We start from the raw sequence: 19,560 nt of genomic DNA, 5'->3' as shown, positions 1-19,560 counted from the left end.
TCACATGAGGTTAGTCAATATCAAATACGTTCAGGAAGGATCTGTGCTGGCCAGACCGATAAGAAACTCCTACGGCAGGATACTTCTCGGTAAAGGAGTCGAGCTCAATAAGAACTATTTAGCAAAGCTTAAAGATATCGGCTACGATATGGTATTCATTCAAGATGAACGGTTTCAAGATGTTGAAATCGGTTATGCCATTATGGACAAGACCAAAGAGATTGCATATAATGCGGTTCGGGGAGTTACCGATGAACTGGAGAAACATCCGGAGGCAGAGATAGATGCGGATTCAGTCCGTTTTGCGGTTCTAAATCTAGTTCAAGATTTGTTGCACAGTTTTGATATCCTTAGTAATCTGACTGATATTAACGGCTACGACGAATATACGTATCATCATTCGATCAACACCACAGTCCTGGCTTTGATGCTCGGAATCGGCAAAGGTTTTACCCAAAACCAGCTTTTGGAGCTTGGGATGGGAGTTCTGATGCATGACATCGGAAAAACAAAAATATCGAAAGAAATTCTAAACAAAAAAGGCAAATTGGAAAAAGAAGAATTTGAGCAGATTAAGACCCATCCGTTGCATGGTTATGAATATATCCGCGGCAATCGCGATTTCAGCATCCTGTCTGCCCATGTTGCGCTACAGCATCATGAGAAATGGAAGGGCGGGGGCTACCCCAGGGAACTAAGAGAGAATGAAATTCATGAATACGCTAGGATCGCCTCTGTCGCCGACGTGTATGAGGCCTTGACCAGCAAGCGCCCTTATCGCGATGCAATGCCGCCTTATCTGGCATACGAATATATCATTGTTCATTCAGGGCTGCAGTTTGACCCTGAAATTGTCCGCATTTTTGCTCAGTCTGTGGCGCCGTATCCGACAGGAACAGGTATAGAGCTTAGCAATGGTTTGCGCGGTGTTGTTATCAAACAAAACCCTATTTTGCCAACAAGACCGGTGGTCAGGGTAATCACTCAAGGCAATCAAGCCCTGGACAATCCGGACGACCTGGATTTATCCAAGCATTTATCTACGATGATCACCAGCATTGTGGATCATTGATGAAGTATTATTCCTCTACGAAAATTGGAACGAAGGCGGCAAGAATATGGATATCCAAGGCCTAAATGTATGAACCGATAAGGAGACCTTTCGTAGCTTTGCTGTGGGAGGTCTCCTTATTATTGGTCATATTCCGAACATTAGAACAAAAAAACAAAATAATGTTCGGATTCTGATTGACCCTGTATTTGTTGTCGGGTAAAATATGTTTAGAATTTATTGCAGATAATATGGTGAATTTGTGATTATTTCTGCTCACAAATAAGGAAAAGCATTTAAAGGAGGAAATAACGAATGATCTCTGTTGGTGTAATCATGGGTAGTGATTCTGATTTTTCCATCATGGAAGAAGCAGCAAAAATCCTGCAGCAATTCTCAGTACCCTTTGAAATGAAAATATCTTCTGCTCACCGTACGCTGAAAAGAACCGTGGAATGGGTGGAAAGTTTTGAGAAACAGGGAGGAAAAGTGATCATCGCCGGGGCCGGTATGGCTGCGCATCTTCCAGGTGTGATCGCCGGAGCCACGACGCTCCCTGTTATTGGTATCCCGATCAAGAGTGGTGCTTTGGAGGGTGTAGATGCGCTTTATGCGATTGTGCAAATGCCTCCCGGTATCCCGGTCGCCACGGTCGGGATCAACGGTGCCCGCAACGCAGCGCTCTTGGCTGTAGAAATGCTGGCGATCGCTGATCTGGAACTGCAGAACCAGCTGAAAGCTTTTAGACAAAAAATGGCGGCAGATGTTGAAGCCAAGGACAGTGCACTTCAGGATAAACTGAAAGCTTAGAAAATATTTAAATAAAGGAGAATTTCTGTGATAGAAAGGTACACGCTTCCCGCTATGGGGAGACTATGGCAAGATGAATACCGTCTAACGCTCTGGCTGAAGATAGAAATTGCAGCCTGCGAAGGATGGGCGAAAAAAGGAAAGATCCCGCAAGAGGCTGTCGAAGTAATCCGTCAGAAGGCCGCTTTTTCCTGGGACAGGGTCAAGGAAATTGAAGAAGTCACCCAGCACGACGTATTGGCCTTTTTGACCAATGTCGCTGAGAACGTCGGCGATGAAGCCAAATATATACATCTCGGACTGACCTCTTCCGATGTACTGGATACATCGCTCTCGCTGCAGCTGGTTGAGGCTTCCGATATTCTGCTCGAGAAGATGGATAAGCTGATTGATGTTTTGGGCAGAAAAGCCCTCGAATACAAAGATACGCTGCAAATGGGAAGATCGCACGGGATTCATGCCGAACCGATTACATTCGGCCTGAAATTCGCACTCTGGTATGACGAAATGAAACGGCAGAGGGAGCGGCTGAAATATGCGCGCGAAGAGATTCGGGTAGGCCAGATTTCGGGTGCAGTCGGCACGTTTGCGAACGTTGATCCTGCCGTGGAAGAATGGGTCTGTGAGAGCCTGGGCTTAAAGCCGGCTCCAGTGTCAACCCAGATTATCCAGCGGGACAGGCATGCATTCTATGTAGGCGTGTTGGCCGGAATCGCTTCTTCACTTGATAAGATTGCCACGGAAATTCGTAATCTGCAGCGGACGGACGTCCATGAGGTCGAAGAACCTTTTGGTAAGGGACAAAAAGGCTCTTCAGCGATGCCGCATAAGAAAAATCCGGTTATTTCGGAAAGAATTTGCGGAATGGCCCGCCTAATCCGCGGGAATGCCCAGGTCGCTTTTGAAAATGTCGCACTCTGGCATGAAAGAGATATATCCCATTCCTCAGCTGAACGCGTGATCCTTCCTGACAGCACCATTGCGCTGGATTATATGCTGCATAAGATGATTCAGACTTTGGAAGGATTAAGAGTGTCCCCGGAACAGATGATGACAAATATTGAAAAGGTCTATGGTCTGATCTTCTCCCAAAGGGTTATGCTGTCGCTGGTCGATAAGGGCATGAGCAGGGAAACATCCTACGCGCTGGTACAGAAAAATGCAATGAGAGCCTGGGATACCAAAGTGCCGTTTAAGGATTATGTGCTTCAGGATGCTGAGATCATGCAGTTCCTAACCAAAGAAGAAGTTGATGCGCTGTTTGATTATGAGTATCATACGAAAAACATTGACTATATTTTCTGCAGAGTCGGCCTACTGAAATAAATAAACATAATATCAACTTTTTGGAAATTACCTATTTAAATCACATTGTTATAAGTAGCCTTAAACACGAACGGTTTATTAAACGATGAAAATTGAATATGGATGTAAATTTAGACATTATTACTGGAGGGTTATGATATGGAAAAGCTCGCAATGCTGTATGAAGGCAAAGCCAAAAAAATCTATGATACGAATGACAAAAATGTTTTCTGGGTCGAGTACAAAGATGATGCAACTGCCTTTAACGGGATAAAAAAGGGTACCATTGTTGACAAAGGGATTATCAACAACAAGATGTCCGCGATGATGTTTTCCTATCTTCAAAAGAATGGCGTCGATACACATTTTGTTGAGCTTTTAAGTGACAGGGAACAAATTGTCCGGCGCCTGCAGATGGTTCCGCTGGAAATTGTTGTCCGCAATATTGTTGCCGGCAGTCTCGTAAAGAAGGTTGGCAAAGAAGAGGGCTATGCTCTGGCTTCGCCTGTGCTTGAGCTTTATTATAAGGACGACGCGCTCGGTGATCCGATGGTCAATGAAACCCATGCGCTTGCGATGGGATGGGCAACGATCGAACAAATCAACAAAATGAAGGAAATTGCTTTGAAGGTCAATGAGCTCATGACCAAAATTGTTGCCAAGGCCGGGATTGACCTGGTTGACTATAAGCTGGAGTTCGGTCTGATTGACGGCAAAGTCATGCTCGGAGATGAGATTTCTCCGGACACTTGCCGCTTCTGGGACAAAGATACCGGAGAAAAGCTGGACAAGGACCGTTTCCGCCGGGATCTTGGCAAGATTGAAGAAGCGTATGCCGAAGTCTATACCCGTCTGAAGGACGCTGTAGAAAATGCTTAAAGCGATTGCTAAAAATACGATGCTGGAAACATAACTGCTAGAGGACAGAGACAGTATATACAGTAGATGAAAGGAGTCCTTGACTGTGGATTTGCTCTGGGATGACAAGCCCAAAGAAGAGTGTGGTCTCTTCGGAATCTTTGCTCCTGAAAAGGAAATTGCCCGTCTGACTTATTATGGCCTTTATGCGTTGCAGCACAGGGGACAGGAAAGTGCGGGGATTGCTGTTTCCGATGGAAGAAAAATCGTTGTAGAAAAAGGAATGGGCTTGGTATCTGAGGTATTCTCGCCTGATTTACTCGCAGGACTGCAAGGGAAGATGGCGATTGGACATGTCCGGTATTCAACGACGGGTTCGAGCCTGTTATCGAATGCACAGCCGCTGGTTGTTCATTTCCAGAACGGAATGATGGCGCTGGCGCATAACGGAAATCTGACGAACGCCGTAGAAATCAGACAGGAGCTTGGCAGTCAGGGAACAGTCTTTCAGACAACCATTGACAGCGAAGTGATTCTAAATATGATTGCGCGTTACCGCAGGCATAGCCTAGAAGATGCGATTATCAAAACGATGATTGATATCAAGGGAGCCTACGCACTGCTGATCATGGCTGAAGACAAAATTGTCGGGGCGAGAGATCCCCATGGCCTGAGGCCCTTGTGCATCGGACGGCTGGGAGAGCGGTACTGTTTCGCTTCGGAAAGCTGTGCGCTCGATACGATCGGTGCGGAATTTGTCAGGGACGTTAAACCAGGAGAAGTCGTGACGATCGACGAAGCAGGGCTTCATACCCGTTTCGGTACGCCGCAGGAACGGATTGCCTCCTGCTCTTTTGAATATATTTATTTCGCGCGGCCTGACAGTACACTGGATAATCTGAATGTCTGGGAAAGCAGGAGGCAAATGGGTGTTCAGCTGGCGAAAGAATGCCCGATTGAGGCTGATGTGATTATTCCGGTTCCGGACTCCGGGACACCGGCCGCCCTGGGCTATGCCCAAACGCTGGGTATCCCTTTTGAGGAGGGGCTGCTCAAAAACAGGTATGTTGGACGGACGTTCATTCAGCCCACGCAGGAGTTAAGAGAAGTTGCTGTCCGGATTAAGCTGAATGCCAACAAGCAGGTCATCCGTGGACGCAGGGTTGTGATGATCGATGATTCGATTGTCAGGGGGACAACGAGCTCCAAGCTTGTCGAGATGGTCAAAGGATGCGGCGCCAAGGAGGTTCATCTTCTGATCAGCTCACCTCCGGTGAAGTATTCCTGCTATTATGGCATCGATACGGCCGAAAGGGAAAAATTGATTGCTAATCAAATGAACATCGATGAAATTCGCAGGTTTGTCGGGGCGGACACCCTGTACTATCTGTCGGAGGAAGGGCTGAAAAAGGCTTTGGGTAGTGATTCAGTTTGCCTGGCCTGTTTTAACGGTGATTATCCGACCACTGTCCCGAAGAAGTTTTCCAAAGAAGACATGGAGTGTTAAACTAGCCGTTAGGAGGAGTAATCATGGGAATTACCTATAAAGATGCCGGTGTGGATATCCAGGCCGGAAATGAAGCTGTAGAGAAAATTAAGCCTGCGGTAGCTGCAACCTGGCGGCCCGGAGTTTTAGGGGGACTCGGCGGATTCGGCGGATTGTTCAGTCTGGATCTGCAAAAATATTCTGATCCCGTGCTGGTTTCCGGTACGGATGGTGTCGGAACAAAATTGCGGCTGGCTTTTCAGTTAGATAAGCATGATACCATCGGCCAGGACGCTGTTGCGATGTGCGTGAATGATGTTCTGGTCCAGGGCGCCGAGCCATTGTTTTTTCTGGATTATCTTGCGGTAGGGAAACTGGTTCCGGAAAGAATTGCTTCCATTGTAGGCGGCGTGGCCGAAGGCTGCCGTCTGGCAGGCTGTGCACTGATTGGCGGAGAGACTGCTGAGATGCCCGGTTTCTACGCTGAAGAAGAATATGATATTGCTGGCTTCGCTGTCGGTGCGGTGAACAGGGACAAGCTGATTGACGGCTCGGACATCCGCGAAGGGGATATCCTTCTGGGATTGAAGTCCAGCGGACTGCACAGCAACGGCTTTTCTTTGGTTCGTAAGATTTTTGCGGAATACTCCCTTGACAAGGTATTCCCGGAACTCGGGAGACCGCTCGGGGAAGTATTGATCACCCCGACCAGAATCTATGTAAAGTCAGTGCTGGCGCTTCTGGACAAGATTGCTGTTCCGGGTATGGTACATATTACCGGTGGCGGTCTGACTGAAAATATTCCAAGGGTTCTGTCGTCCGGACTCGGAACGGAGATCGTCACTTCCACGTGGCAAGTTCCGCCGGTATTTGAATTAATGCAGAAGCTTGGCAATGTTGAAGATGAGGAAATGTTAAGGACGTTTAATATGGGAATCGGGTTTGTTCTGATCATTCATCCTGAAGATGAAAAGCAGGCCATGGATATTCTGGCTGCAAACGGCGAAGAGCCGATCAGGATAGGCAGTGTGATTTCCGGTCAAGGAGTGAGCTATCGATGAAAGCAGCCGTACTCGCTTCAGGGCGTGGCAGCAACCTGCAAGCCTTGCTGGACGAATGGCAGGATGGCCAGCTCCCTGTAGAATTTGTCGGCGTAGGTTCGAATAAAATAGACGCAGAGGCTCTGGCTAGGGCAGAAAGATTCGGTATTCAGGTCCGGACTTTTCCGAGGGAAAGCTATGCAGACAATAGCTCTCAGGAAACGGATATCTTAAACTGGCTTGAAGTCATCGGTACGGAACTGCTGATTCTGGCCGGTTACATGCAGGTGTTAAGCTCGGATTTTATCCGCAGGGCCGAATATCCGATTCTGAACATTCATCCTTCGCTGCTGCCGTCTTTTCCGGGCTTACATCCCCAAAAACAGGCAGTGGAATATGGTGTTAAAGTCAGCGGCTGCACGGTGCATTTTGTGGACGAGGGAATGGATTCCGGACCGATTATCCTGCAGGAGACGGTGCCGGTTTTTGCTGAGGATGATGCCGACCAGCTGGCTGCAAGAATTCTGAAAGTTGAGCACACGATATATCCAGAGGCAGTCAGACTGATTGCGAATGGGAAGATAAAACGAGAGGGAAGAAGAGTGATCGTCCTCAGAGACTCATAATCGCGCGTAAAATTATCATATAACGAACGCAGTATTAGGAAAAATATGCCGTTAGGATATATAAGATTTAGGGCTGACATGGCACTAATGTATTGGCGATATCAAGGATTATTCCGGGATATTATTCTATAGGATAATTCTGAGTATTGTTCTGAGGAGTTACTTTGAGAAATGATGATAGGGGGTTGGACATGATGGCGAAAAAGGCAGTGATCAGTGTTTCGGACAAAACGGGTATTGTGGAATTTGCCGAAGGCCTTGTTGCCGAGGGGTTTGAACTGATTTCAACAGGCGGTACGTATAAGACATTGAAAGAAGCGGATATTCCTGTTCGTTATGTCAGTGAAATTACAGGGTTTCCGGAAATTCTTGATGGCAGGGTAAAAACCTTGCATCCGAAGATTCACGGCGGAATCCTTGCAATGGATACTGAGAAACACCGGGCGCAGTGCGCGGAAAACGGAATTGATTTTATCGATTTGGTTTGCGTAAATCTTTACCCTTTCAGAGAAACGATTGCCAAAGAAGGGGTTACCTTCGAAGAAGCGATCGAGAATATTGATATCGGCGGACCGACCATGGTCCGTTCAGCTGCGAAAAATCACAATAGAGTAACCATTATCGTCAATCCGGAAAACTACGGCAGGGTGATTGAGAGCCTCAGGGAGAACGGTCTAATCCCATTGGCCTTGCGGAAGGAACTTGCAGCCGAAGCGTTTGCGCATACGGCGGAATATGACCGTCTGATTGCTGGATATCTGGAAGGTCAAATCGATACAAAAGCCTCTTTTCCCCAGCATCTTCGTCTCGTGGCGGCAAAGGTGCAGGATCTTCGCTATGGAGAAAATCCCGGGCAGCTGGCGGCCTTTTATGCGGACCCGGAGGCCGGAAAAGGGACACTTGCTTATGGCCAGCAGCTCCAGGGCAAGGAGCTGTCCTATAATAACTGGATGGACATGGACGCGGCCTGGAAAATCGCTATGGAATATGACAAGACAGTCTGTGTAATCATTAAACATACCAATCCATGTGGTGTTGCGCTTGGGAACTCACTGCTGGAAGCTTATCAAAGAGCGCTGGAAGCGGATCCGGTCTCGGCGTACGGCGGAATTATTGCACTTAACCGCGTGGTAGATGAGGCCACAGCTGAAGCGATTAAAGAGAAATTCTACGAAGTGGTCATTGCTCCGGATTTCAGCCCGCGGGCGAAGGAAATTTTGGCTGTGAAAGTTAACCTTCGTCTGTTCGCAGTTGGCAGGGAAGCGTGCGGTAAGACCCGGGGTTGGAAAATCCGTACAGTAAACGGCGGTTTTCTGGTTCAGGACGAGGATGAAGGGACGACACCGTCTGTCGAATGGGAAGTCGTTACAGAAGCCAAGCCGACTGAAGATGATTTGGCGGAACTGGAGTTTGCCTGGAAAGCCTGCAAGCATGTCAAATCCAATGCGATCGTCATTTCGGCGAAGAGACAGGTCATCGGTGTTGGAGCCGGCCAGATGAACAGAGTCGGCTCGGCGAAAATTGCGCTTGAGCAGGCTGCAGAAAAAGCACAGGGTGCCTATATGGCTTCGGATGCTTACCTCCCGTTCCCGGATACGGTCGAACTGGCCCATTCCCATGGGATCAAAGCCATTGTTCATCCCGGTGGTTCTATCCGGGACAAAGAAGTGATTGAAACAGCCAACAGGCTTGGGATGATTATTCTCCATACCGGAAGAAGGCATTTTGAGCACTAAGAATAAATATTACTTATTGAGGTGGGAAAACGATGGCTGACTTGTCTGGTTGTCAAAAAGACGGGAAGAAAATTTTGATTGTAGGCTCAGGAGGAAGGGAGCATGCTCTTGCCTGGAAAATCAATCAGAGCACTTCTTGTCAGAAACTCTTTGTAGCTCCGGGTAACGCAGGAACAGAGCAATGGAATGTCCCGATCAAGGCCAATGAACTTGACGCTTTGGTTGACTTTGCCAAGGATGAAGGGATTGATCTTACGGTTGTTGGTCCTGAGGAACCGCTTAGTCTGGGAATTGTCAACGCTTTTCAGGCTGCAGGTCTCAGAGTATTTGGCCCGTCCGGAGCGGCGGCGACACTTGAAAGCAGCAAAGCTTTTGCCAAGGAAATTATGGTACAGGCGAAGGTCCCGACAGCAGACTACCGGACTTTTACCGAGAAGAGCGAAGCAGAAAGATACATCAGACAAACCGGCGCTCCGATTGTCATTAAAGCGGATGGTCTGGCAGCAGGTAAAGGGGTTATTGTGGCAGCTACACTGGAAGAGGCGTTTGAAGGTATCGAGACCATTATGGGTGGGGCCTTTGGTGCTGCCGGAGACAAGGTCGTGGTAGAAGAATTTCTGGAGGGGCAGGAGGTCAGTCTGCTGTGCTTTTGCGACGGTGAAAAGGCTCTCCCGATGACCCCCGTTCAGGATCACAAGAGAGCACTCGACGGGGATATGGGGTTAAATACAGGCGGAATGGGGACTTATTCTCCGCCTCCTTTCTGGACCAAAGCATTGGAACAGGAAGTTATCGATACGATCGCTCAGCCGACGCTTTCTGTTATGCGCCAAAGAGGAACCCCATTTACCGGCGTACTGTTTTTAGGCTTAATGATTACGGCCAAAGGCCCAAAACTCCTGGAATACAATGTCCGGTTCGGTGATCCTGAGACACAGGTTGTGATGACCCTGCTCAAGTCGGACTTGATCCCAATCTTCGAAGCATGTATCGACGGGAAACTGTCCGAAGTCAAAGTCGAATGGCACGATGGCACCGCGCTGTGTGTGGTCATGGCAGCTCCAGGTTATCCGGGTGAATACAGGAAGGGGATTCCGATCAGTCTTACGGTGACCCAAGAAAACCAGGTAGTTTTCCATGCCGGCACGGAGATGGAAGACGGAAAACTGGTCAGCTCAGGCGGCCGGGTACTTGGAGTTACCGTCCGTGATGCATCCATCGCGGCAGCCAGGGAGAATGTCTATGCACTAGTGGACAGCATCGATTTTCCTGATGCCCATTTCCGCACCGACATAGGGATTAAAGGACTCAACATGTGATGATTCAATTCCGGAGCTTATTCCAACCGGAATTGAATGAGTTTGGGATTGTATTAAAGATGAAGGAGGTTTTAGAATGTTTATCAGCGAATTGTTCCAACAGAAAAAGGTCGTATCTTTTGAGATTTTCCCACCAAAGCTTACTTCATCTATAGAGGTCATTTACGATACGATTGATGCTCTGGCACCGCTCCGTCCTGATTTTATCAGTGTTACCTACGGTGCAGGAGGAAGTACCAGCAAAACGACCGCAGAAATTGCATCCATTGTTGAGAATAAATACAACATTAATTCTTTGGCCCATCTGACCTGTATTACCTCTTCCAAAGAACAAATTGAGGGAACACTGACGCAGCTGGCAGACAGCAATGTCTCCAATATTCTCGCGTTACGGGGAGATATTCCAAAGGGTTCGGAAGAGACCGGCAGGGTAAGGGATTTTCAATATGCTTCCGATCTTGTCGCGTATATCCAGAACAAACATTCTTTCTGCCTGGGCGGCGCTTGTTATCCGGAAGGCCATCCCGAGTGCCCCGATAAAGACCAGGATATTGAAAATCTTCGGCGGAAAGTGGATGCCGGAGTCGGGTTTCTTGTTACACAGTTGTTCTATGACAATGACGCCTTTTTTCGTTTTCAGGAAAAAGTTGCTAAGCTGAATATTAATGTTCCGATTCTGGCAGGGATCATGCCAATCACTAATCGGGTTCAGATTGAAAGAATATTAGCACTGTCGAATGCACGGATGCCGCAGAAACTAATTAAAATACTTGACAAATTTGAGCATAATATGGAAGCCCTAAAAGATGCCGGCATTGCTTACGCGACCAAACAAATTGTGGAATTGCTTGCGAATGATATTGACGGTGTCCATATCTATACAATGAACAAACCGCAGATTGCGAAGGACTTAGTCCGCAACCTCGATTCTCTTTTCTATGCGGTGAACAGCCAGGAAACCAGGAAGGTAGGCAACCTGGATTAATCTAAAGCGACAGGACTGCAGAAATGGATAATCATCGAATTGATTCAAAGTTAATCGCTGAAATTCTGGGGGTATCTGTGCCAAGTATCCGCAACTGGGTCCGGCATGGCTATCTCCATCCTTCTGATCCTGACGGAAAGGTCTTTGATCTTGATGAGGTGCTCCTACTTCGGGAACGGATTGCGCAGGGAGAGCTTGACCGCTTAAGAAAAAGAGCAAACAAAGCCGGTGCTGATAAACGATTTGTCCCGACAGAATACATCCCAAACGAAAGAACACGTAAGCAGATCATGGATCTATTGGCTTATCTGCTCCGGCACAACATAGACCGGGGATGGGCAGTCTTCATTCTGGCTTTGAATCTTTTTCGGAGATCGGGAGACATATTGTCCGACGACCTGAAACAAATTATTGATTTCCCGGAAGCTATTTTCCAGCGACAGCATGTCCGCATAGAGCTGAAGAATTTTTATCAGGATATACTCAGGACATCTAAAAAATCTTCTTTAGAATCTTCTTTGAAGTTTTCGTACGGCAGGCCGGATTCGCAGCACCTTGAATATCTTTTTAACATCCGTTTTTCTTTAGAAGAAGATATACTCGGTGTCATCTATCAATCACTGACCATGGAGGGAAATAAAGCTCGCATTGGTTCTTACTTTACCCCACCAGGCATTGCGTATGACGCTGTCCGGGCTTATATCTGCAGCGGACAGAAGGTGCTTGATCCTTGCTGCGGCACGGGACAGTATCTTTTATCCTTTGCCCGGAATATGGACGAACCCGAAAACATCTACGGGATGGACCTCGATCTGACATCGGTAAGGATTGCCAGACTCAATCTTCTGTTGACATGTTCCCGGGATTTTCAGCCTAACGTTATTCACTGCAATACTTTAACCGATATGCGACGGGAATCTTCCGCTTTCGGGAAATTTGATTTTGTCGCCACGAACCCTCCGTGGGGAGCGGAGATTGATCTGGGTGTCCGCCAGAAAATGGCTGTGGAGTTTCCGGAAATAACTTCTGGGGAGTCCTTTTCTTATTTTCTCAGGGCGAGTCTTGATCTGCTGAAAGACGGAGGGGTTATCTCGTTTATTCTGCCAGAATCCATTCTGAACATCCGTGCTCATGCCGATATCAGAGGATATTTGCTTGAGAATTGCCAGATCATCAGGATCGAATATCTGGGCAGGAGATTTAAAAATGTCTTCTCAGCCGTGGTCCGCCTCGATCTCAGAAAAGCCTTGCCATCGGAGCAGGACCAAGTTCTGGTGAAATTTCCGGAACAGGAATATCTGGTTTCTCAGGAAAGGTTTCGGAGTAATGACTGGCACATTTTTGATATTTACCTGAGCAGCCAGGAGGAAGTTATTTTCGGCAAGGTCTATTCGACCAGACATACTTACCTGAAAGATAAGGCCGGCTGGGCCTTGGGAATCGTCACCGGAGATAATCGGAGATACCTGCTTCAGATGAACGGGCCGGGTGCTGAGCCGGTCTACAAGGGCTCGGATGTGGACAGGTTCGTTCTGAAGAAGCCGTCTTCTTTTTTACGGTTCCAGCCGGACAAGTTCCAGCAAACAGCACCGGAGCAAAAATATAGGGTGGCGGAGAAACTGATTTACCGTTTCATTTCTGAAAGACTTGTTTTTGCCTATGATGATCAGGGCAGTCTTACCCTGAACAGTGCCAATATCCTGATCCCCGAACCAGGAAACTATCCGGTGAAATTAATTCTTGCTTTATTTAACAGCAGCCTTTATCAATTCCTTTTCCGCAAGAAATTTCATACCCTGAAAGTGCTCCGGGGAGATCTGGAACTACTTCCACTGCCCTTATGGGAACAGGCAGTGATTGACCATATCCTGCAATTAACAGACCAAATCATCGTTGGGGAAGATCAGTTTGAAATCCTAGATGAATTCATTATGGAACAGTTTAGGCTGACGCCCGAGGAACGCCGTCATATCAGAGATTTTTCCGCATGAACAGATGACGGGTTATCTGCTATAATTGATACATTCAATTTTTTGACATCAGCAGGGAGGAGCCTTGAAATTGAGCGGATACGCAGAGGTGCTGATCGATGTCGCCAACAGGCGTCTTGATCAGAGTTTTCATTATTACATTCCGGACAATCTCGTAATTCATGTGGGGATGATGGTGGTTGTCCCGCTTAAGTACAGAAAAGTCCGGGGCCTCGTTGTCAGTATCAGTTCCGACCCGCCTGAACTCGACGGTGAGCCCAAATTCCGCAGCATAGAAGCGGTCTTGGAGGAAAACTATCTAATTCCACTGGAGCTCATAGAATTGGCCTGCTGGCTTTCGGAGACGACGATCTGCCCAAAAGCGCAAGCCCTTCATTCAGTGTGGCCTTTTTTAAAGGGAAAGGGAGAAACCTGGATGACTTCCATGGCCAGCATGGACGATGAGGACGTTAAAGTTTTGGAGCTTCTCGATCCGGATACATTTCAGGTCTTAAAAACCCTTAACAGGTCGCGCCGGGGAGGTCTGCCGGAAAATGTCCTGCTAAAAAGAAGCGGAGCGAAGAAAGAACTGCTTGAGGATATGCTTAAGCAGGGATGGATCAAAAAAGAAATCCGGTTTTCCGGAAAAGCAGGCAGTCCCGACATGAATGAAAGAAAAAAAAATAACATAGAGAATAAAATTGATATAGACACAGATAAAGACATAGACGCCGATACAAGAAACAATATTGAGCAGATAACAGCTGGTTCCGTTTGGCACATTACAGGCGCATTAAGTCCTGCCCAGGAAAAAGCTTTCCAGGATATTCTGGCGTTTCGCAATAAAAATGATGGCGGGACGGTTTTGATCCATGGGATAACCGGCAGTGGCAAGACAGAGATTTATAAAGAGCTGGTGGCAAAGGTACTGGCTGAAGGCGGCGATGTTATTCTGCTTGTACCTGAGATTTCACTTACTTCTCAGATCTCTAGAATATTTCTGGAACAGTTCGGAGATATTGTCGGAATTATTCATTCAGGCATCAGCTCCGGCGATAAACTAGCAATTTGGGAGCAAATTCTGCAACGGAATAAGCGCGTGATTATCGGAGCGCGCTCCGCTGTTTTTGCGCCTCTGTCAAACCTTAAACTGATCATACTGGATGAGGAACACGATAACGCTTATAAACAGGATGAAAACCCAAAATATCATGCGCGGGACGTCGCACGGAAAAGGATGGAAGACAGAGGCGGGCTTGTACTTCTGGGCAGCGCTACCCCATCCCTGGAAGCGTATGCGGCGGCCCAAAGGGATAAGATTGGTCTTGTGTCACTGGAAGAACGCTTCAATCAACGGGCTTTACCCGCTGTCGATATTGTGGATATGAAACAGGAACTGGCCAGCGGCAATAAAACAATGTTTTCCATGGTACTCAGAAACAAGCTTCAGGAGAGAATCGACAACGGAGAACAAAGTATCCTTTTTCTGAACCGCAGAGGTTATTCCACTTTTGTATTTTGCCGTGAATGCGGGTATGTCGCACGCTGCCCACATTGTGATGTTTCCCTGACATATCACAGTCATAATCAGCAGCTGTGTTGTCACTACTGCAATTATCAACAGGATGTTTTTCACCGCTGCCCGGAATGCAACAGCCGATTTATCCGTTTCTTCGGCCAGGGAACTCAAAAAGTTGAAGAAGAGGTTTCCGCTTTGTTCCCAGGAGTTGAAGTCTTACGGCTGGATACCGATACGACCTCCGGTTCCCGGGAGTACCATAGAATTCTAGAACGGTTTCGCAGCGGAGAGGTTCCGATTCTTGTCGGGACCCAAATGCTGGCTAAAGGGCTGGATTTCCCGAACGTTACCCTTGTCGGTGTAATCTCTGCCGACCAGCTTTTCAATATGCCCGACTTTCGATCCAGAGAACGAGCTTTCCAGCTGCTGACTCAGGTTGCTGGCAGGGCAGGACGTGGGGCTAAAGGCGGCGAAGTGGTGATCCAGACCTATTCACCTGAAGAAAGATCGATCCAGCGGGCAGCCAAACAGGATTATGCAGCCTTTTTTTGGGAAGAGATCACTTACCGCAAACAGCAAAGTTATCCGCCGTTTGCTCATATCATCAGGATCATGATTTTTCATGAAAAAGAAGATCGGGTAATCAAAGCGGCTCAGGACCTGGCCAACAGTATCCGTCTGGTGCTTGCTGATCTGAATCAGGAATATGTGATTCTGGGCCCGGCACCGGCTGTTTTGACCAGGCTGAAGAATGAATTTCGCTGGCAGGTATCGGTCAAAGGAAAGAACCCGGCGGTCCTCCGCAGGATCGTCCATCAAGGAGTCCGGGCTTTCTATCTTGGAACGGCCAGCTCAGGGATCAATATCAGTATTGAGGTGAATCCGCTATCTTAAATACAACATATTTGAGGTAGGTCAGCGTGCCACAGTAGCGCTTTCGGCCATTGTGTCATCCCTGACACGTGCTCTTAAGGTGTTTAATTGCTTTCAGGCTTTCAGAAATGTATAATTCTATTATATGGTTTTATTATGGGATATTATTTTAGAAATTGCGTGAGAAGGGAGCGGATCCAGTAATGGCCGTTTACCAGATAGTAAAAATTGGAGAAGACATCCTGCGGGAAAAAGCAATAGAAGTCAAGAAAATTACCCCGAATATCATTAAATTGCTCGATAATATGGCTGAGACCATGTATGAGGCGAAAGGGGTAGGGCTGGCAGCTCCTCAGGTCGGCGTATCCAAAAGAGTTGTGGTGATCGACGTGGGAGACGGTCTTTTGGAACTGATCAATCCGATGGTTATCAAAAAAACCGGTTCGGAAGTAGATGAGGAAGGATGTTTAAGTGTCCCAAATAAGACTGGCCGGGTGAAACGGGCGGCCGAAGTGGTGCTTCAGGCCATGGACCGCAATGGAGAAATAAAGGAATATCATGCCGATGGTTTCCTGGCCAGAGCGATGCAACATGAAACAGATCATCTTGACGGGATACTGTTTGTTGATATCGCGGACAAGATTTACAACGTCTAAGATATTTTTTCGCAATCGAAATATGAAATGGGAAGTGACAGTGTCAGATGCGGCTTGTTTTTATGGGAACACCGGATTTTGCGGTGCCTGTCCTGGAGGCGCTCTATGCATCAGGACATCAAATCGGCGGCGTTTTTACCCAGCCCGACAAACCTGCGGGAAGAGGGAACAAATTGAAAGCGAGTCCGGTCAAAGTACTGGCTGAAAAGTATGGACTTGCTGTATTTCAGCCTGCCAGGATTAAAGCACCCGAAGCGGTCGACCAGATCAGGGATTTGCAGCCGGACTGCATTGTGGTGGTCGCTTTCGGACAAATCCTGTCCAAAGAGATTCTGGAAATACCACCTTTTGGATGCATTAACGTGCATGCCTCACTGCTTCCGGCTTATCGCGGAGCAGCTCCGGTCCACTGGGCCGTGATGAACGGAGAGTCTAAAACCGGTGTTACAACCATGCTGATGGATGAAGGTCTGGATACGGGCGCAATGCTTATCAGCAAAGAATATGCAATCGTACCGGAGGCCACAACGGGTGAAGTTTACGATGCGCTGGCCCAAATCGGCGCAAAGGTGTTGATTAATACACTCGAAGGATTGCAGAATGAGACCGTTCGGCCGGTACCGCAGCCTAAAATATTTTCGTATGCACCGCTTCTGAAAAGAGAACATGAGCAGGTGGACTGGTCCTGGGACGTAGCCAAAATCCATAACAGGATTCGCGGACTGAATCCCTGGCCCGGTGCTTTTACGCTTTTCCGGGGAGAACAGGTTAAAATATGGCTAAGTGAGCTGTCCGGAAAACCTGCCTTATCCGGACAGACTGCGCAAAACGCTTTGCCGGGAAGCATTTTGTCCCTTGCTAAGGGAGGGCTGCTGGTTCAGACCGGGGAAGGTATTTTAAAAATTTCAGAGCTTCAGCCTGCTGGGAAAAAGAAAATGCGTGCCCAGGACTTTTATAACGGATACAGACTTAAAGCAAATGATCGTTTTGAGTAAACGATCGCACTCGTCTTTCCTTCTTTTAAGCAAAATCTAAGAATAAATGGATATACTTCTAATAGTTAAACAATGATTGTTTTAGTGCCTTGAATTATACATAAGAAGCATGACTCCTATGCTATTTGAGCAGGTCTGGCTTTTTAAGGAGGAAGATTATGTTTTTATTTGATTACACAATTATACTGCTAATTCCAGCGATTATTCTTACTGTCTATGCTCAGGCTAAGATCAGTGGTGCTTACGGCAGATATTCCAAAATGAGGAGCAGTTCGGGAGCGACGGGCGCAGACGTGGCCAGAGCGCTGCTGAATGAGAATGGCCTTTATGATGTTCAGGTAGAGCAGGTTGCCGGAAACCTTACGGACCACTACGACCCGAGGACTCATGTTGTGAGGCTCAGCAGCGGTGTATATAACAGTACGTCCATTGCAGCGCTGGCTGTCGCGGCTCACGAAACAGGTCACGCTGTGCAGCATGCTGACAGCTATGTTCCGTTGAAACTCAGGTCGGCGTTTGTGCCAGTGGCTTCATTCGGCAGTCAGGCAGGACCCATCTTGATCCTTGTTGGACTGTTCCTGCCGACGATATCCTTCTTGTTGGATATTGGGATTTATGTTTTTGCGTTTGCAGTTTTGTTCCAAATCGTTACGCTTCCTGTTGAATACAATGCCAGTAACAGAGCCTTAGCTTTTCTGGGAGACAGCGGCATTATTAAAGATACAGAAGAGATGACAGGTGCAAGAAAGATGCTCAGTGCGGCAGCCCTGACCTATGTCGCCGCAGCACTGACTGCGATCCTGACTTTGCTGCGCTTTGTGTGGATTGCACAAGGCCGGGATGATTAATACCGAATCAAGAGAATAAAAAAGATTGGGATAGAAAAATGACGGAGAAGAATAACCCTATTACTGAAGAAAAAACCAAACGTACGCGGAAACGCATAAACGATCAAAACGCACGGCTGATAGCCGTGCGTATTCTTACGCGGGTCGAAAAAGAAGGGGCCTATGCCAATCTTCTTTTACGTTCCCAGCTTTCAGGACTGACCCAGAGCCGGGACAGGAATCTGGCTACTGCTTTGGTCAACGGGGTATTAAAAAACAAATTGACGCTGGATTATGCGTTGAGAAAACATCTGAATAAGCCGATGTCCGCATTGCCGCAGGAAGTCAGGGCTGTTTTAAGGACCGGTGTTTTTCAGATACTACTCATGGACAGAGTGCCGGTGCCCGCCGCGGTCAATGAGAGTGTTGACCTGATGAACCAACTGAACCGAACCTATTCCCCCCTTGTCAACAGTGTCCTGCGCAAGGCGGCTGAAACAGGCTGGAATTTTGAATGGCCAGACCAAAAGAAGGAAACGGTCCGCTATCTTTCGGTCAGATATTCCCATCCTGAATGGATGATCAAGCGCTGGCTGGCAAGGTGGGGGCAGGAAGAAACAGAAGCTTTGCTCAAAGCCAACAACGAACCTTCCCTTACTTCTATCCGTGTAAACACCCTAAAGACAACAAGGCAGGAACTAAAAACCTTATTGGAAAGTCAGGAAATTGAGGTCGTGGACGGAGAATACACACCGGAAAGTTTAATTCTGAAAGATTTTGGCGGATTGGACCAACTTTGGGAATTCCAAAACGGATATTTCGCGGTTCAGGATCAGAGTTCTCAGTTGGCTGCTCATCTATTGGGAGCGCGGGAAGGGGACAGCGTATTGGATGTCTGCAGTGCCCCGGGAGGGAAGACAACCCATCTGGCGCAATTGATGAAAAACAAGGGAACCATTGTTGCTGTAGATATGTATCCCCAAAAGCTTGATTTGATCAAGGAATCAGCCGAGCGGCTCGGAATTACAATGATAAAAACTGTTGAGGGCGACGCCCGGATTTTGGAAGGAATCGGAGAGAAGTTTGACCGGGTCCTGGTTGATGCGCCCTGTTCGGGCTTGGGTGTGCTTAGAAAAAGAGCTGATCTGCGCTGGCAGAAGAGAGAAGACGAGATCAGCAAACTGCCAGAACTCCAGCTGGCAATCCTGCTGAAAGCTGCCGATCATGTGCGGGAAGGCGGAGAGCTTGTTTATTCGACCTGTACCACGGAGCCGGAAGAAAACTTTGAAGTGGTTAAAGCTTTCCGGCAGCTTAAGCCCGAGTTTGTTTCCGTCGACTTGTCGGGAAGTTTGCCTTTTGCAGCAGAGGAGAGAGATCTGAAACAACTCCGGAAAGGGGTATGGCAGATCCTGCCTCATCATCACAATATGGATGGATTCTTTATCGCTAAGTTTCGAAGGCCATGGATGGCCTAGTGACGCGATGCTACGGATAGCAAGGAGCG

The 19,560-nt window shown here is 47.7% G+C and carries 16 protein-coding genes; all 16 read left to right on the top strand.

The genetic code is table 11. From position 1 onward, the window contains the following. Window positions 1–4 precede the first annotated feature (4 nt). Window positions 5–1,072, top strand: coding sequence for an HD-GYP domain-containing protein (locus tag AB3489_RS10165; RefSeq protein ID WP_287896379.1), 1,068 nt, complete (start codon window positions 5–7; stop codon window positions 1,070–1,072). Between the two features lie 294 nt (window positions 1,073–1,366). Continuing rightward, window positions 1,367–1,861, top strand: a complete 495-nt coding sequence (gene purE / locus AB3489_RS10160; RefSeq protein WP_019226397.1) for a 5-(carboxyamino)imidazole ribonucleotide mutase — start codon at window positions 1,367–1,369, stop codon at window positions 1,859–1,861. Between the two features lie 27 nt (window positions 1,862–1,888). Beyond that, entirely contained in the window at window positions 1,889–3,187 is a 1,299-nt protein-coding gene (gene purB, locus AB3489_RS10155) for an adenylosuccinate lyase (protein ID WP_368292768.1), read from the top strand. A gap of 138 nt (window positions 3,188–3,325) precedes the next feature. Further along, entirely contained in the window at window positions 3,326–4,045 is a 720-nt protein-coding gene (gene purC / locus AB3489_RS10150; RefSeq protein ID WP_368292767.1) for a phosphoribosylaminoimidazolesuccinocarboxamide synthase, read from the top strand. 85 nt (window positions 4,046–4,130) lie between these two features. Further along, window positions 4,131–5,531, top strand: coding sequence for an amidophosphoribosyltransferase (purF, locus tag AB3489_RS10145; protein WP_368292766.1), 1,401 nt, complete (start codon window positions 4,131–4,133; stop codon window positions 5,529–5,531). A 23-nt stretch (window positions 5,532–5,554) separates the two neighbouring features. Continuing rightward, window positions 5,555–6,571: a phosphoribosylformylglycinamidine cyclo-ligase gene (purM, locus tag AB3489_RS10140; protein ID WP_368292765.1), complete on the top strand. Its 1,017-nt coding sequence runs from the start codon at window positions 5,555–5,557 to the stop codon at window positions 6,569–6,571. Further along, window positions 6,568–7,176 (top strand): phosphoribosylglycinamide formyltransferase, encoded by a 609-nt coding sequence (gene purN, locus AB3489_RS10135; protein ID WP_368292764.1) that lies wholly within the window; start codon window positions 6,568–6,570, stop codon window positions 7,174–7,176. Before purM ends, purN begins: the two co-directional genes overlap by 4 nt. 194 nt (window positions 7,177–7,370) lie before the next feature. Continuing rightward, window positions 7,371–8,912, top strand: coding sequence for a bifunctional phosphoribosylaminoimidazolecarboxamide formyltransferase/IMP cyclohydrolase (gene purH, locus AB3489_RS10130; RefSeq protein WP_368294622.1), 1,542 nt, complete (start codon window positions 7,371–7,373; stop codon window positions 8,910–8,912). A gap of 32 nt (window positions 8,913–8,944) precedes the next feature. After that, window positions 8,945–10,231, top strand: coding sequence for a phosphoribosylamine--glycine ligase (purD, locus tag AB3489_RS10125; protein ID WP_019226404.1), 1,287 nt, complete (start codon window positions 8,945–8,947; stop codon window positions 10,229–10,231). A 76-nt stretch (window positions 10,232–10,307) separates the two neighbouring features. Then, window positions 10,308–11,216, top strand: coding sequence for a methylenetetrahydrofolate reductase [NAD(P)H] (gene metF / locus AB3489_RS10120; protein WP_019226405.1), 909 nt, complete (start codon window positions 10,308–10,310; stop codon window positions 11,214–11,216). A gap of 23 nt (window positions 11,217–11,239) precedes the next feature. Then, window positions 11,240–13,207: a TaqI-like C-terminal specificity domain-containing protein gene (locus AB3489_RS10115; RefSeq protein WP_368292763.1), complete on the top strand. Its 1,968-nt coding sequence runs from the start codon at window positions 11,240–11,242 to the stop codon at window positions 13,205–13,207. Between the two features lie 70 nt (window positions 13,208–13,277). Continuing rightward, a complete protein-coding gene (priA, locus tag AB3489_RS10110; RefSeq protein WP_368292762.1) occupies window positions 13,278–15,599 on the top strand; it encodes a primosomal protein N' in 2,322 nt (773 codons plus the stop codon). A gap of 182 nt (window positions 15,600–15,781) precedes the next feature. Further along, a complete protein-coding gene (gene def, locus AB3489_RS10105; protein WP_368292761.1) occupies window positions 15,782–16,234 on the top strand; it encodes a peptide deformylase in 453 nt (150 codons plus the stop codon). Window positions 16,235–16,281: 47 nt separating this feature from the next. Further along, a complete protein-coding gene (gene fmt, locus AB3489_RS10100; protein ID WP_368292760.1) occupies window positions 16,282–17,229 on the top strand; it encodes a methionyl-tRNA formyltransferase in 948 nt (315 codons plus the stop codon). A gap of 158 nt (window positions 17,230–17,387) precedes the next feature. After that, complete coding sequence (locus AB3489_RS10095; RefSeq protein WP_368292759.1) at window positions 17,388–18,077, top strand: zinc metallopeptidase; 690 nt, start codon at window positions 17,388–17,390, stop codon at window positions 18,075–18,077. A 38-nt stretch (window positions 18,078–18,115) separates the two neighbouring features. Then, window positions 18,116–19,531 carry a 16S rRNA (cytosine(967)-C(5))-methyltransferase RsmB gene (gene rsmB / locus AB3489_RS10090; protein ID WP_368292758.1) on the top strand — a complete coding sequence of 472 codons (1,416 nt, stop codon included), beginning with the start codon at window positions 18,116–18,118 and terminating at the stop codon, window positions 19,529–19,531. Window positions 19,532–19,560 lie beyond the last annotated feature (29 nt).

The sequence above is a fragment of the Dehalobacter sp. TBBPA1 genome (assembly GCF_040931655.1).
Taxonomy (GTDB): domain Bacteria; phylum Bacillota; class Desulfitobacteriia; order Desulfitobacteriales; family Syntrophobotulaceae; genus Dehalobacter; species Dehalobacter restrictus.
The sequence above is the reverse complement of the archived record's forward strand: the minus strand, read 5'-3'. Positions and strand labels throughout refer to the sequence as shown.